Source organism: Winogradskyella eximia, assembly GCF_003386165.1.
In the GTDB taxonomy this organism is placed as follows: Bacteria; Bacteroidota; Bacteroidia; order Flavobacteriales; family Flavobacteriaceae; genus Winogradskyella; species Winogradskyella eximia.
Genome location: NZ_QRDV01000008.1, coordinates 44,613 through 60,021 on the forward strand (window position 1 = coordinate 44,613; position 15,409 = coordinate 60,021).

Below are 15,409 nucleotides of genomic sequence, written 5' to 3' on the forward strand. Positions count from 1 at the left end.
AACCTTACTATTTAATTAATACTGATAAGACATGGCTTTATAATTGACTTTTAAAATAAAACGGTATACCCAACTTAAAGCCAAAACGTAAATCTTTGTCTTCGCTATTAGGGGATTTACTCAGATCAGACCGGTCTGCAAAAAACTGTAGCGTGGCAAAATTCTTTTCCTTAGACTTTAAATTCATCAAAATACCTAAACGCATGTTGTAAATTTCACTATCCTTGCCTTTACCGGCATCAAATTCAACATGACTATAGCCTATTTGTCCAAATAAACCAAAATGTGTACTTGGATATAGATAAGCTTCAACCCCAACAGACGTCTTCAAACCATAATTATACAGTTGGCCATCGGTATTATAATTACCTTCAATTTTATTCGGATTTGTAATTATCCCTGTACTTAATGTATCGCCTATAGTAGATGGAAATTCATAAGTTTGCTTTTTAAACCCATCAACATTAGACCCTCTTGCTATTTGCCCAGTTACTCTTGTGTAAAATGTTTTTACTATTGAGTTAAATTCTGGCTTAGTTTGATAGAAATAACCAACTTGCAAATCAACACCAAACAAATCTCCAATTGCATCATTAAACTGTTTATCAAAGGATAAACTCTCATTAAATGTATAAACCTTTGATATAGTCTCACGTGAATAAAAGGGTGACGCACCATAATAAATTAACTTTTTACTATTCCAATAAGGTTGTGCTTGTTCAATTTCTGTCGTACTTATAATGTCGGTAATTGAATCTATTGAGGTTAGTGTATTTTCATAAAGAGTAATTGCCTTTTCAATATCATAAGAATCCAGTTTTAAGTCATGTATATTTTGAGAGCTTTCAGGTTTAACTGATAGAGTTACCTCGTTGTTATCATCATCTTTAATTATAATTGATTGAATTACGACTGCTGATCTTGAACTCATTTTTTTTTCCTTGATAAAAGTATTTACATGAGCAGAATCAACTTTTTCAACAAAATCATCCTCTAATTCTAAAACATAGTTATACTTTTTTACAGCTGCATTTAATTCCTCAATTGTAGATTCTAAATTCTCTACAGGGATACCTTTATGCGTCAACAAAATCCAAGAATAATGATAGTCTTTTAATAAATCTGCAATCTTCTTTCTCTTAGCTGTCTCAATTTTATAAAACCCTCTCTGAACCTTTTTATTCTTAATTGGTTTAAAATATTTTCGTGTTGACCAAATTGAATGAAAATAATTAATAGAAATTTTAGCATCGGTACTACCATTATTCTCATCAAAAAAATAAATACCTTTATCTGTAGTACTAAAATCACCTTTAGCAGTAACCAGATAATGTTGTCCAGAAAAAATACCTCCACTTAAAGAAATTTTATTTTTATCTTCATTAAAAGTAGCTTCTAGTCCTTCACTAGGGCTTGTTTCACCAAGTAACAAGTAAGATAAATCTATTAAAATAAGCTTATCAAAAGAGTAGTCTGAAACTAACTTTTTCGAGGCTAATTTAACACTCACATCCTGTTCTAACTCAATATATCGATTAAAAACAAGCGTTTTATCATTCTGAGCAAATAATCCAATAGAGACGAATAGAAATAACAATTTAATTTTCATAATAGGATTGGTTATTGGTTAATATTTAAAAGTCAAAGCAAGAGCATCACACCACAACAGTCGCACTCAAAGTCAAAGACACAGGCCTATGATCACTAGTCCGTGTACTAGCATTAGAACCTGCATTGGCACGCTCAAAAACCTCATGCTCAACACGTCCGGCTTTAGCATTCACCTTAAGCGGAAAACTACCATTACATAGTGGTTGACTCATTAAAATATGATCGATAAGCAAGGGGTTTTGGCTGGCTGGTATGTTGAGAATGGGATCTCTAAAGCGAGAGGTCCATCGTAAGTCAGCGCTATAATCAAAAAGGGCATGATTAAAATACCTTTCGGCTGAGAGCACATCTCCTTGTAGGTTTTGAATGAGATCAAAAAAGAGGTACTGACTTTCAAAAAAATCTTGCCCTGGCCCATCGTTACAATCTCCCAACAGCAACATTCCTGGTGCTTCTAATTGATTGAACTTAGCCGTAATATAATGGCGAATGTTTCGGGCTTCTGTGGCTAACTTCACTCTGGCTTTTAGTGCGGTTTCTAAGTAATCTCCTTCTAAATTGCCTTGGGCATCGCGCTTTATACTGGTTAAATTAATTTTAGATTTAAGGTGTACTCCAATACATTCAATCTCTTGCCCATTATCGAGTTCGTAAATCAGTACCTGCGGATGGCGGTAATGCTTATGGTCGTCAGGTATAATTTTACCCCAATAATTCACCTGCCAGCGATCGGCTGTGATAAAGGCTTGCCAAACTGTCGGATCTTGTAAGCGACAACGTGCTGCAATAGCAGGCTTTACCAAATACCATAACCATTGGGTGCCGCGCATATGGTTACCATAATCACGATCGCGATCACCAATTTGGTCGTTATCACCTTTGAGTAAAATAGGAATCCATTCGTTTTGTAAGACTATAGCGCAAAAATCGAGAATAGCGGCTTCTCCTTTTGGCCCTTCTACCAATAAGAGGATATCGGCATCAATCTGCTGTATGGTGGTTTGTACGCGTTGCCTACGATTGAGACTATTTTGTGTGGATGGGTCTTTAATTAAATCTTTGGCGTGTTTTATATTCCAAGTAGAAATCTTTAATGACATAAGTCGTTGGTTTTAAGTTGAATTTATAATACAGTACACTGTGCCCAAATGGGGTACTATGACTATCGTGCATCAACAACGAATTATGTTAATCCTGTACCGTTAAGGGTATGGTACTTAGGGAATTGCTAGTAAGTTATAAAATATAAGCACAGCATGGTTTTAAATTAGACCAACTGTTAAAATTCTCTGTATAATACCATAAAAAGACCTTAATAAGCTACATATGAAGTGTATAGCCTAAAAACAAGTAGGCTATTGTAGCCGTTCAACTAAACCTCAACCTTGTTCCAAATCAGTTCACTATCAAGCAAAAAACTGCCGATGTAGTCAAAATTGCAATCCGTTGGCGCAATAATAGACAAAAACGGTTGCTCCTTTTTATCCCTGTACAAGTGATAGGTCTCACCCACTAGTGGCTCAAAAGTGTAACGCGCATTATACACAAGAGTGTTGTACTCTAACGACGTCATCATCTTTTCGTACTCCGCCTTTAGCTCTAAATACTTGGCTTTAATTTGCTTATTGGCCTTGTGGATGTTTCGGGTTTTCCAAGACGAATTATCCGTAACCTGTATCGCTGGCGCACCCACATTAGTGGCATACGGCATTAAGTACGCATCATAACGTTGCGTATCTTCATTAAATACAATCTGATCTGGTTTTTTCGCTTTAGACATAACGTTCAGGCTTTTTACAAAGATAAACCTCCTTTAGAGGGCATTTATAAGAAATTAATATAAAATTTTATTAAATTTAAACCTATTAATGAATCCACCTCGAATGAATTTTACAAAAAAAATAGGAGCGCTCAACCTTTTTATTTTAGCACTCTGTGCTTTAATTATTGTGGTTGCTGAATATATGTTCTTAACCGGAGATGAGCTTCATGCCATCTTTATAGGACTTTGGGTACCAACTATTTTAGGATTAGTCATCTTTATAAAACAGATCATCAATGGAGGCCAATGAAATCATTTTCTCGTTATCCATCTTTGTCTCGGTGTGTATAATCATCTGGGCAGTGTTGGTGATACGCGCGTACATCAAAATAGACCGTAACGACTAAGCACCACAAAGTGCTACAACATCTAAACGCATTGCCCTATTGCATAAGCTTCAACCTTCATGGCATTAAGCCACCAACTAGCGTCAGCGGCCAAATCCATCATAGAGGTGATTATATCAATTTAAAATCAAGCAACAAGTCTCCTTCAATAGAAGCTTGTAAATGATCTCCTTTCACATTTAAACCCGTACCACTTGCCGGAGTCCCAGTAAAAATAAGATCACCTGGCTCTAAAGTCATAAATGAAGAAACATAAGCAATAATCTCAGCAAAATTATAAATCATAAGACCGGTAGTACCTATTTGTTTTTGTTCACCGTTAATCTTTAAGTCGAAATTGATTTGACTCAAATCCGGAAAATCAGAAACAGGTTTAAAACCAGAAATAGGTGACGCACCATCAAAGCCTTTTGCCAAAGCCCAAGGACCTTTATGTTCTCTGCTGGCTGCCAACACATCTTTGGCCGTATAATCAATACCCACTGCAATTTCAGAAATATAAGACTCAGCATCAGCAAGCGCAATGTCTTTACCTTGCTTCCCTATTTTAGCCACCAACTCCAGCTCGTAAGCCAATTGATGGGTCACTTTAGGAAACGGAATGTCTTTATTACCAGTCACCAAACTAGAGTCTGGCTTCGTAAATATCGTTTGTGCTCCTGTTTTTATAGCACTAATCTCTGAGGTGTGGTTGACGTAATTTTTGCCAATGCCTATAATTTTCATGTATTTTGAATTTGATGTTTTTAATAGAATAAAGATACAATAATCTCGGCATTATGAATTGTAAAAAGCGAAAAAACAGGAAGGCCTAAAGCCATAAAAAAAGCAGACAATAGCCCAAGAATCATACAACCACTTAAAGCAGTCTACAGCCTTACAAATCATGAAAAAAAACAGTACCAACACATAAATTCAGTAACTTTACTTAAAAAACAAATGAGCGTCACTTTTAAGTTCTTGGGCTTCTTAGCAATAGTACTATATACAGGCAGTCTATGGTCGCAATCTGCTCCCATAACTATTGATGGTCTTTTTGACGATTGGAACGCCAGTTTAACCACCTACACAGATACCAGCGAATCACTGACTGGTGTAGATTTGCTAGAGCTTCAAGTCACTAATGACGATGAGTACTTATTCATTAAAATGAAAGCGAATGTAGAGTTCGATTTAACAGACGACTTAATAGCGCAACAAATAAGACTCTTTATAGACACCGACAACAATGCCAGTACTGGCTATGACATTCAACAGGGTTATGGCTCAGAACTTGGCATTATCTTCAAAGACTTATTAGCACATTACAATGTAGTACCTTATGCTGAGTTGAACTTGTCGAGCATAAAATTAAGAGCAGCACCCACAGTAACGTCTAACGAATTCGAAATCGCCATAGGCAGACATCAAATACCAGATGGCGTGCATCCTTTATTTCCGTCACCTACCATAAAAATAGTCTTAAAAAATAATGACAACTCCGATAACTTACCCAATACAGGCAGCACCTTTTCATACACCTTTGATGAGACTCCCGTAACTCCATACACACCAATAGACCTCGTTAAAGCGAACCCTGAACATATTAGACTTCTTGCCTACAACACCTTATTTAATGGGCTAGATGATGCCAATAGAGTCCAACGTTTTGAGAGTATTATTACCACCATTCAACCAGATATTATAGGGTTTACTGAATGTTGGGACACCACAGAAAATACCGTGAAATCGCTTTTAGATCTGTGGTTACCTACAGGCACTTCGCAAGGTTGGTATGTTGAAAAACTAGGTGGACTCATCACCGCATCACGATGGGAAATTATACAACAATGGCAAAGCCTCACAAGGCAATTCCCAGTGCTCATTGATTTACCAAGCTCCTACCCTACAGACCTACTGTTTACCAATGCACACTTAAATTGCTGCGATGCCGATGCAGCGCGCCAAGATCAAGCCGATCAATACGCGGCATTTATATTAGATGCCAAAGCACCAGGTGGCATTATCACCTTAGAAAATAACACTCCATTTATGTATTCTGGAGATCTGAATTTAGTAGGCTACGCACAACAATTAATCACGTTAAAAACAGGAGACATACAAAATACTGCCAACTATGGTAATGGAGCTCCTTTAGATTGGGATGATACAGATCTTACAGAACAAAATTGTTTGCAAGCCGATGAAAGAATGGGCTACACCTGGCGATCCGATGGGCAAGGTTTTCCTCCTGGTAAATTAGATTACATCATTTTTTCAGACCACACATTGTCAGCTCAAAAATCGTTTGTATTACAAACCGAAGTGATGCCCTTAGAACGCTTAACACAATACAACCTCGCTCCATTTGATACCATTAACGCATCCGATCACTTTCCGGTAGTAACCGACTTTTCTATAAATGAAAACCTAAGCACCACAACACAAGAGTTAACGGAAACGACTTTGTATCCTAACCCTACCAATGGCAGTGTAACGCTAGACTTAAAAACCACGGACCACTATCACATTCAAATTGTAAATACCTTAGGAAAAACAGTAATGACCACAGCAATCACAGCCCAATCCACACCATTAGATGTGAACGCCTTAGCTACTGGTTTCTATATCATTTACATTAAAAACAGTAAAGGACAAACCGCCACACACAAGCTGTTAAAAACCAATTAAAATCCTGAGCACTGCAGTGTCCTATAGCGCAAGGATTAAAAAACAAAGATTCATCTGTATAAATTGAAAATTATAAAATAGCTTTGCGACCTCTAAGACATCTCATAACATGACAAAAACACTACTAAGCTTGTGGCTATTACTATTAGTATGTTTTAATTTGAAAGCGCAAACACTTCTAGATAAACCAACACGTTACAAATCGATTGCAACCGTTTGGGATTTAGATAAAGAAAACAAACAAGGCACCTTTAAAATCACAGCCTACAAACCCATTTATATTGCAGCGTTTAGATGGTCCGATAGTCCTAACAGATTACCATACAGTGAAAATCCAGACTATTCCGTTACCGACGAAATTGAATACAACAGCTTAGAAGCCAAATTCCAGTTGAGTTTTAAAACCAAAATAGCCGAATCAATTTTGTTTGGCGAAGGCGATTTATGGATTGGCTATACCCAAGTCGCACATTGGCAGATTTTCAATACCGATATTTCAAGAGCCTTCAGAGAACTCAACTATGAACCCGAATTGATTTTCACCTACCCTCTAAACCTAACCTTTGCTGGTTTTAATATAAAAATGGCAAGTGTGAGTTTTAATCACCAATCTAACGGTAGAGATTTACCACGCTCACGCAGCTGGAACAGAGTCGTCTTTAAATTGGCTATGGAAAGCAAAAACCTAACCCTACTACTCACCCCTTGGATTAGAATACCAGATAGCGAAGACGAAAACCCATTAATCACAAGTTATATTGGTAAAGGCAGCGTCACCGCCATTTACAAACTCAAGCAACATACGTTTTATGCCATTGGCACCAATTCATTTGCACTAAAGGACAACCACGGCAGCATTCAATTTAACTACCTCTATCCCATCAGCCAAAACTTAAATATACATGCCCAATTCTTTTCGGGCTACGGAGAAACCCTAATAGACTACAACCATTACCAAAACACCATAGGCCTAGGCATCTCTTTCGCCAATTGGTAACCCAAAAACCACCAACTAAAACTACCAAACACCAGCATTAGCATTAGCATTAGGATTGGCATTAAACACATACGTCAGTCATAACCACATACGTCAGTTCGAGTGTTTATGTATTCAAAGTGCAACGACGAATACATAAATGTATCGAGAACCAACCAAAAACCAAACACCAAAAACCAAAAACCAAAAACCAACCACCAAAAACCAACCACCAACAACCAAACACTAACAAACTATTAACGAAGTTAAAACACACCACATTAAAAATAAGATTAATTTTGACGGCTTAATTGGTTAAGCAAGCAGTACATTAATGGGAAAAGCAAATAAAAATAACTGGAGAAAAGCACTAAAATGGGCTTTAGCACTATTAGGATTACTAATAGTAAGTCTATTTGCGATTCCTTCAATGTTTAATGATATCATTTCTAATGAAATAAAAAAAGGCATCAATAGTAATCTAACCACCAAACTGCAGTTTAAAGACTCTAACATTTCATTCTTCAATCATTTCCCTGCACTAACCTTTTCATTTGAAGAAGTCAGTTTAGCCAGCACCAAACCCTTTGAAAAAGACACCTTAATTAATGCGAAAGAATTAGGATTTGGAGTCAATGTCTTCAAACTCATCTTTTCAGATAAAGTGGTAGTCAACCAAACCTACCTCACCGATTGTAATATCTATCTCATTAAAGATGCCTTTGGCAGAACAAATTACGATGTTTACAAAGCAACGGATACCACTGCAGTCGCCAAAGACACTACAGCATCAGGCTTAAATCTTAACCTCAAACGATTACAACTAGACAATGCGTCTATACATTACATAGACAATGCCAACGGTTTAACCATAAGCTCTCATGGTCTTAATTACAATGGTAGAGGTGGCATTGTGGATGGCAAATTAGAATTGGGCTCGCGCTTAGATGTCACCAGTGTAGATGTCACGTTTAATCATACCGATTATTTAAATGGCAAAAAAATAAAAGCCAGATCCTTCACCATTTATGATTCCGAAAACTTGTCGGTGGCCTTAGATAAGAATACCATTTCTTTAAATGATTTGAAAGTGAATTTTAACGGCAACCTAGATGTGTTTGAAAACGGAGTCGCTTACAATTTACATTTTAAAACTGAAGATGGCACCCTAGAAAAAGTAATGACTGCCTTACCACCAAAGTATGCCGAATGGTCCAAAGAGGTCACCCTTAAAGGAGATTTAGAGGCGAAGTTGCAACTGGCTGGTTTTTCAGGCATCGTGCCAGAAGCTGCTGCTGTAAATAAGATGGACTTGGAGGTTTCCATTGCAAATGGTACCGTAAAACATCACAAAGCCGAAGAAGCCTTAGAGAACCTATACCTAAAGTTTAAAGGAGATATCACCAATGAGCGGTTCAATGTAAAAGTAGATACTTTAGATTTCACACTGAACGAGGAGCGGACGCATGGTCATGCATACATCAACGGTAAAGCGGATTCATTATATGTGAAGTCAGCCATTAAATCGCATCTCAACCTGAATATCCTTAACCAAACTCTAAATTTACCAGACCTTAGTTTTAATGGTATTTTGGTAGCAGACATCAATACAGATGGTATTTACCAACCACAGACATCTAGGTTACCTAAAACCAACGGCATATTGAAATTAACCGATGGATCTCTACAAACTTCCGGACATCCAGAACCTATAAAAGCGATTGAATTAGATGCCATTATAGAAAACAATGGAGAAACATACGACGCATCTACCTTAACTATTAAAGCCTTAAACTTTAGTTTTCTGAATAATCAATTTACCAGCGCTGCCTTTTTTAAGAATTTTGACCAACCGGAATACGACATAACAGGAAAGGGCACTATCGATTTCACAGCACTAAATGAAGTCATTGCATTACCATTAGCCATAACCAACGGCCAACTTACGGCAGACGCACATTTAAAAGGACAAGTGAATAAGCCACAAAGTAAAAATACCAATAGTGGTACGCTAAGCCTGAAAGACCTTGCCTTTACAACCGATGTGCTACAATATCCTGTAGAGATCAGCGAAGGTCAATTTTTATTTCTAAATGATAAAATGGCCTTTACCAATCTAACGGTGAAACATCAATCTTCGGATGTAGTTATGGATGGGTATTTTCAAAATTATCTCAACTACGCTTTATTATCTGAAGGGGTCTTGCAAGGAGATGTACAACTAAAAGCTCCTAAAATAGATATCACAGAATTCTTTCCAAAAGAAGAACAATTAAGCTCCCAAACGGACAGCATCACCAATACAAATACCATTGAAAATGTAGTAAGTGGTGTAATGCAAATCCCTAAAAACCTAGACCTAGCAATTAAAGTAAATATAGATAGCCTAAACTACAACACCCTTATCATCACAAGGCTCTCTGGAGATTTAGGACTAAAAGACCAAGGGCTCTTCTTAAAAAACAGCACCTTAAACATGGTAGAAGGGAGTGCTAAAATTGAAGGCTTCTACCAACCGACATCACTTAAAGAAGCCTTATTTTCTTTAAATTTAGATGCCAAAAATTTAAATATTGAAAAAGGGTACAACAGCATGGAGCTATTTAAAGAATTAGCACCTGCTGCTGCCCAAGCTTCGGGTAGCGTTTCTATAGACTACGACATCGCAGGCGTTTTAGATGACACCATGCTACCAGTAATGCCATCTTTAAAAGGCAAAGGCACTTTAAAGGTGCACAACGTGCAATTTGAGGGGTATAAACTCATGGGTAAAGTCTCTGAAAAATCAGGATTCGACGCCTTAAATGACCCTAAAATTTCTGAGATCACCATTAATTCTACGGTAAACAATAATGTGTTAGACATAGAACGTTTTAAATTTAAAGTGAGCCCTTTTAGATTAAGAGCCGAAGGGCAAACCACATTAGATGGTAATCTCAGTCTTAAAATGCGTATTGGACTACCACCTTTGGGACTCATTGGCATTCCTGTGGTTATTGAAGGCACCAGTGAAGATTTTAATGTAAAATTAGGGAAACAATCAAAAGACCTTAATGACGAAACCACAGAAGCCAACACCATTAATACCGAATTAGAAGACCTCAACAAACGAAAAGAGGCCCTAAGAAACAGTGAATCCACCAACAAAATAAACACCTTACAACAAGACATCAACCAAATAAAATCAGACAGTCTAAAAACAAAAGAATAAACAACCAACATAAAACCAAAAACCAACAACCAACAACCAAACACCAACAACCAAAAACCAACAACCAACCAAGTCAGTTCGAGTGTTTATGTATTCAAAGTGAAACGAAGAATACATAAATGTATCGAGAACCTCTCTAAAACCAACAACTAAACACCAAAAACCAACAACCAACAACCAACCACGTCAGTCATAACCACCAACGTCAGTTCGAGTGTTTATGTATTCAAAGTGTAACGAAGAATACATAAATGTATCGAGAACCTCTCTAAAACCTAACCAACAACCAAAAACCAAAAACCACCAACGTCAGTTCAAGTATTTTGCCTTTCAAAGTAAAACGAAGAAAGACAAAATGTATCGAGAACCAACACAAAACCAACAACCAAAAACCAACAACCAACCACATCAGTCATAACCACGTCAGTCATAACCAACAACGTCAGTTCGAGTGTTTTGTCTTTCAAAGTGAAACGAAGAAAGACAAAATGTATCGAGAACCAACATAACACCAAAAACCAACAACCAAAAACCACCAACTACCAACCAAAAACCATACTCGGGTCATAACCGCATCATAGCCGGGTCATAGTCGGGTCATAGTCGGGTGAAACCCTGTTTTTTCCTACAACAAAACCAGTTCACCAACCACCAAGCGACCTCAATAACGCCAACCACATCAACCTCAGTTCAAATGATTTTAGCCGTAACCAAAATTAGCGGCATAATTTGTACCTTTGCAACTTTGCTAAAAACAACAGGAGGATAAAACCAAATATGAGCCAATTCAACGATTCAATTGAAGTTAAAGGAGCGCGCGTTCACAACCTAAAAAACATAGACGTTACTATCCCTAGAGACAAACTAGTGGTAATAACAGGCTTGTCTGGTAGTGGAAAGTCGTCCTTGGCTTTCGATACCATTTACGCAGAAGGACAACGTCGCTATATCGAAACCTTTTCGGCATACGCACGTCAGTTTCTTGGTAGTTTGGAGCGTCCAGATGTGGATAAAATCGACGGCCTCTCTCCTGTGATTGCTATAGAACAAAAAACCACAAGCAAATCGCCAAGGTCTACAGTAGGTACCATTACCGAAATCTATGACTTTCTGCGTTTACTCTACGCAAGAGCCGCAGATGCCTACAGTTACGAAACTGGCGAGCAAATGGTAAGCTACAACGACGAGCAAATTAAAGACCTGATACTAGAATCCTACCAAGGCAAACGGATTAATATTTTATCGCCCGTAATACGCTCAAGAAAAGGACATTATCGCGAATTATTTGAACAGATTGCCAAACAAGGCTTTGTTAAAGTAAGAACCGATGGCGAAATTGTAGATATCGAAAAGGGCATGAAACTAGACCGTTACAAAACCCACGATATCGAAATTGTTATTGATAGACTAAAAATTGATAACACCGAAAACGATGAAAAACGCTTAATGGAAAGCATCAATACAGCCATGTATCATGGTGAAGACGTATTGATGGTCATTGATCAAGACACTAATGAACCTCGCTTCTTTAGCCGGAATCTAATGTGTCCATCTTCTGGTATTTCCTACCCTAACCCTGAACCTAATAACTTCTCCTTTAACTCACCAAAAGGAGCTTGTCCTAACTGTAATGGTATTGGGGAATTGTATGTAGTGAACGCCAATAAATTAGTGCCAGATGAATTTCTTTCTATTAAAAATGGAGCGCTTGCACCACATGGACCACAAAAGAAAAGCTGGATTTTTAAACAGTTTGAAACCATAGCACAACGCTTTGAGTTCTCTTTAAACGACCCTTGGAAAGACATTCCGGAAGACGCCAAACAAATTATCCTTTATGGTGGTAAAGACAAGTTTACCGTAGAAAGTAAATTACTAGGCGTTACTAGAGACTATAAAATAGACTTTGAAGGCGTTGCTAATTTTATCGAAACTCAGTACAATTCAGATTCCACATCCTTAACACGTTGGGCCAAAGAATATATGGACAATGTAGAATGTCCTGTTTGTGAAGGCTCACGCTTACGCAAAGAGTCACTTTATTTTAAAGTGGATGGCAAAAGTATTGCAGACTTAGTAAAAATGGATGTGATAGAATTAGGAGAATGGCTAGATGGTTTAATAGACCGTTTATCAAACAAACAACAACAAATCTCTGCCGAAATTATAAAAGAAATTAGAAGTCGTGTGCAGTTTTTGCTTGATGTAGGTCTTACCTACCTCAGCCTAAACCGAAGTTCTAAATCCCTTTCTGGCGGTGAAGCACAGCGTATAAGGCTAGCCACGCAAATTGGCTCGCAATTAGTAGGTGTGCTCTATATTTTAGATGAACCAAGTATTGGTTTACACCAACGTGATAATGAAAAGCTGATTAACTCTTTAATCTCTTTGAGAGATGTTGGGAATTCTGTGATAGTCGTTGAACACGACAAAGACATGATAGAACGCGCCGACCATGTGATAGATATCGGTCCTTTTGCAGGAAAGCATGGAGGAGAAATTATCAGTGAAGGTACACCTAAAGCCTTACTAAAGCAACACACATTAACAGCAGCATATCTTAATGGTGAAAAGACTATTGAAATCCCTAAAACACGACGGAAAGGTAACGGTAAAAAACTAGTTTTAAAGGGTTGCACAGGCAATAATTTAAAGAATGTAGATATAGAATTACCCTTAGGCCAAATGATTGGTATTACTGGAGTTTCAGGGAGTGGTAAATCGACCTTAATTAACGAAACCCTCTATCCAATTCTTAACGCCCATTATTTTAATGGAGTTAAAGTCCCAATGCCTTATAAAAGCATTAAAGGTTTAGAGCATTTAGATAAAGTGATTGATATTAACCAATCCCCTATTGGGCGTACGCCTAGAAGTAATCCAGCGACCTACACCAAGACTTTTGATGAAATTAGAAGCTTGTTTGCTAAGATTCCAGAAGCCATGATTCGTGGTTACAAGCCAGGACGCTTTAGTTTCAATGTTAAAGGAGGCCGTTGTGAAACCTGTCAAGGAGGTGGATTACGTGTAATTGAAATGAATTTCTTACCAGACGTATACGTAGAATGTGAAACCTGCCAAGGAAAACGTTTTAACAGAGAGACTTTAGAGATTCGTTACAAAGGCAAATCAATCAGTGATGTCTTAAATATGACGATTGAAGAAGCCGTTGATTTCTTTGAAAATATACCTAAGATTCACCGAAAGTTAAAAACTATAAAAGATGTTGGCTTAGGTTACATTACACTAGGGCAACAATCTACCACACTTTCTGGTGGTGAAGCGCAACGTATCAAATTAGCAACAGAATTAAGTAAACGCGATACAGGAAACACTTTTTACATCTTGGATGAACCAACTACAGGTTTACACTTTGAAGATATTAGAGTCCTCATGAAAGTCCTTAACAAATTAGCTGATAAAGGCAATACTGTTTTAATTATAGAGCATAACCTCGATGTAATAAAAACCGTAGACTATATTATTGATATCGGTTACGAAGGTGGAAAAGGAGGCGGACAAGTGGTCGCTAAAGGTACACCAGAGCAAATTATTAAAGACAAAAAGAGTTACACTGCTAAATTTCTAAAGAAGGAATTGGCTTAATTTCTTACAAAACGTAAGAATGCTAACTCATTTCATTAAGATCTTAACGGGTAAGATGAAAGACAAATGATATCCCGATTTAATTTTCTAAATTGTTTTAACTAACAATTAAAAAATCTAAAATCATGAAAAGTATTCTTTGGCTTGTCGCAGTAATTTGCATCGTTATGTGGTTATTAGGACTTCTCAACATTATCCCAGGAATGAGTAGCAGCAGTCTAATTCATATTTTATTAGTCATTGCTATAGTCGTTATATTATATAATATTATTTCTGGAAGAAAACCGTTGTAACCACCTAAACCTCTAAAAAATAAGCGTAGCGATTTTAAATTTCTACGCTTATTTTTTTACTAATTACCAAATAATCTGCTCATTTTAGCTTAAATTTGGAGGTCTAAAATGAGACAAAGCCATATTAACGTATGGCTTTTATAATGCTATAATAAATTATTAAAAATAGATATGCATAGAGAAAGTAAAAATAAAGGCTGGAATGAAATAAAAACAAATGACTCTTGGGCGATTTTCAAGATTATGGGTGAGTTTGTAAGTGGTTACGAGAAACTCAGTAAAATAGGACCTTGTGTTTCTATTTTTGGATCAGCCAGAACAAAACCAGGTCATAAATTTTATAAATTAGCTGAAGAAGTTGCCACTAAAATTGTAGATCACGGTTATGGAGTTATTACAGGAGGTGGACCAGGTATTATGGAAGCCGGTAACAAAGGAGCACATATTGCAGGCGGAACTTCAGTAGGACTAAACATTGAATTGCCTTTTGAACAACATGATAATCCATACATTGATAGTGATAAGAGTTTAGATTTTGATTACTTCTTTGTACGTAAAGTAATGTTTGTAAAATATTCTCAAGGTTTTGTAGTAATGCCAGGAGGCTTTGGAACATTAGATGAATTATTTGAAGCTATCACCTTAATACAAACGCACAAAATTGAAGTTTTCCCTATTATTTTAGTGGGCACTGAATTTTGGGGTGGACTCATGGATTGGGTAAAATCTACATTGCTTGATGCTGGTAACATTAGCGAAAAAGATTTAGACCTTATTCATTTGGTTGATACTGGAGATGAGGTTATTGAGATACTTAACGACTTTTATAAAGAATACGATCTTAGTCCAAATTTCTAAGAAAAACCATTTTTT

At 37.0% G+C, this 15,409-nt stretch carries 11 protein-coding genes; 7 read left to right on the forward strand and 4 right to left on the reverse strand.

Annotated features, from left to right (window positions below; translation table 11 throughout):
• Nucleotides 1-37 precede the first annotated feature (37 nt).
• From DFQ10_RS15115 to DFQ10_RS15125, 3 genes are all read right to left on the reverse strand, one after another.
• Nucleotides 38-1,609 (reverse strand): hypothetical protein, encoded by a 1,572-nt coding sequence (locus DFQ10_RS15115; protein WP_115818281.1) that lies wholly within the window; start codon nucleotides 1,607-1,609, stop codon nucleotides 38-40.
• A 46-nt stretch (nucleotides 1,610-1,655) separates the two neighbouring features.
• Entirely contained in the window at nucleotides 1,656-2,711 is a 1,056-nt protein-coding gene (locus DFQ10_RS15120; RefSeq protein ID WP_115818282.1) for an endonuclease/exonuclease/phosphatase family protein, read from the reverse strand.
• A gap of 272 nt (nucleotides 2,712-2,983) precedes the next feature.
• The gene (locus DFQ10_RS15125; RefSeq protein ID WP_115818283.1) at nucleotides 2,984-3,391 is read right to left on the reverse strand and encodes a DUF2452 domain-containing protein; all 408 of its coding nucleotides are present in this window, start codon (nucleotides 3,389-3,391) and stop codon (nucleotides 2,984-2,986) included.
• An 88-nt stretch (nucleotides 3,392-3,479) separates the two neighbouring features.
• On the opposite strand from DFQ10_RS15125, the gene DFQ10_RS15130 reads away from it, so the two are divergent.
• Nucleotides 3,480-3,683 carry a hypothetical protein gene (locus DFQ10_RS15130; RefSeq protein WP_245940736.1) on the forward strand — a complete coding sequence of 68 codons (204 nt, stop codon included), beginning with the start codon at nucleotides 3,480-3,482 and terminating at the stop codon, nucleotides 3,681-3,683.
• Nucleotides 3,684-3,891: 208 nt separating this feature from the next.
• On the opposite strand, the gene DFQ10_RS15135 is transcribed toward DFQ10_RS15130, so the two are convergent.
• A complete protein-coding gene (locus DFQ10_RS15135; protein WP_115818284.1) occupies nucleotides 3,892-4,506 on the reverse strand; it encodes a fumarylacetoacetate hydrolase family protein in 615 nt (204 codons plus the stop codon).
• Between the two features lie 213 nt (nucleotides 4,507-4,719).
• Between DFQ10_RS15135 and DFQ10_RS15140 the strand changes: the two genes are divergently transcribed.
• The 6 genes from DFQ10_RS15140 to DFQ10_RS15165 all read left to right on the forward strand — a co-directional run bounded on the left by DFQ10_RS15140 (nucleotide 4,720) and on the right by DFQ10_RS15165 (nucleotide 15,394).
• Nucleotides 4,720-6,450, forward strand: a complete 1,731-nt coding sequence (locus DFQ10_RS15140) for a T9SS type A sorting domain-containing protein (protein ID WP_115818285.1) — start codon at nucleotides 4,720-4,722, stop codon at nucleotides 6,448-6,450.
• Between the two features lie 109 nt (nucleotides 6,451-6,559).
• Nucleotides 6,560-7,447: a phospholipase A gene (locus tag DFQ10_RS15145; RefSeq protein ID WP_181897654.1), complete on the forward strand. Its 888-nt coding sequence runs from the start codon at nucleotides 6,560-6,562 to the stop codon at nucleotides 7,445-7,447.
• 313 nt (nucleotides 7,448-7,760) lie between these two features.
• A complete protein-coding gene (locus DFQ10_RS15150; protein WP_115818286.1) occupies nucleotides 7,761-10,637 on the forward strand; it encodes an AsmA-like C-terminal region-containing protein in 2,877 nt (958 codons plus the stop codon).
• Between the two features lie 777 nt (nucleotides 10,638-11,414).
• On the forward strand, nucleotides 11,415-14,243 hold the full coding sequence (gene uvrA, locus DFQ10_RS15155) for an excinuclease ABC subunit UvrA (protein WP_115818287.1): 2,829 nt from the start codon (nucleotides 11,415-11,417) through the stop codon (nucleotides 14,241-14,243).
• A 125-nt stretch (nucleotides 14,244-14,368) separates the two neighbouring features.
• Nucleotides 14,369-14,536 (forward strand): lmo0937 family membrane protein, encoded by a 168-nt coding sequence (locus DFQ10_RS15160; RefSeq protein ID WP_115818288.1) that lies wholly within the window; start codon nucleotides 14,369-14,371, stop codon nucleotides 14,534-14,536.
• A 171-nt stretch (nucleotides 14,537-14,707) separates the two neighbouring features.
• Complete coding sequence (locus DFQ10_RS15165) at nucleotides 14,708-15,394, forward strand: LOG family protein (RefSeq protein ID WP_115818289.1); 687 nt, start codon at nucleotides 14,708-14,710, stop codon at nucleotides 15,392-15,394.
• The last annotated feature ends 15 nt before the right edge of the window (nucleotides 15,395-15,409 follow it).

Excerpts from the sequence above, each read along its gene's own strand:
- DFQ10_RS15165 (WP_115818289.1), top strand. The coding sequence starts at position 14,708 with ATGCATAGAGAAAGTAAAAATAAAGGCTGGAATGAAATAAAAACAAAT.
- DFQ10_RS15145 (WP_181897654.1), top strand. The coding sequence starts at position 6,560 with ATGACAAAAACACTACTAAGCTTGTGGCTATTACTATTAGTATGTTTT.
- DFQ10_RS15115 (WP_115818281.1), bottom strand. The coding sequence starts at position 1,609 with ATGAAAATTAAATTGTTATTTCTATTCGTCTCTATTGGATTATTTGCT.
- DFQ10_RS15150 (WP_115818286.1), top strand. The coding sequence starts at position 7,761 with ATGGGAAAAGCAAATAAAAATAACTGGAGAAAAGCACTAAAATGGGCT.
- DFQ10_RS15125 (WP_115818283.1), bottom strand. The coding sequence starts at position 3,391 with ATGTCTAAAGCGAAAAAACCAGATCAGATTGTATTTAATGAAGATACG.
- DFQ10_RS15160 (WP_115818288.1), top strand. The coding sequence starts at position 14,369 with ATGAAAAGTATTCTTTGGCTTGTCGCAGTAATTTGCATCGTTATGTGG.
- DFQ10_RS15130 (WP_245940736.1), top strand. The coding sequence starts at position 3,480 with ATGAATCCACCTCGAATGAATTTTACAAAAAAAATAGGAGCGCTCAAC.
- uvrA (WP_115818287.1), top strand. The coding sequence starts at position 11,415 with ATGAGCCAATTCAACGATTCAATTGAAGTTAAAGGAGCGCGCGTTCAC.
- DFQ10_RS15140 (WP_115818285.1), top strand. The coding sequence starts at position 4,720 with ATGAGCGTCACTTTTAAGTTCTTGGGCTTCTTAGCAATAGTACTATAT.
- DFQ10_RS15120 (WP_115818282.1), bottom strand. The coding sequence starts at position 2,711 with ATGTCATTAAAGATTTCTACTTGGAATATAAAACACGCCAAAGATTTA.
- DFQ10_RS15135 (WP_115818284.1), bottom strand. The coding sequence starts at position 4,506 with ATGAAAATTATAGGCATTGGCAAAAATTACGTCAACCACACCTCAGAG.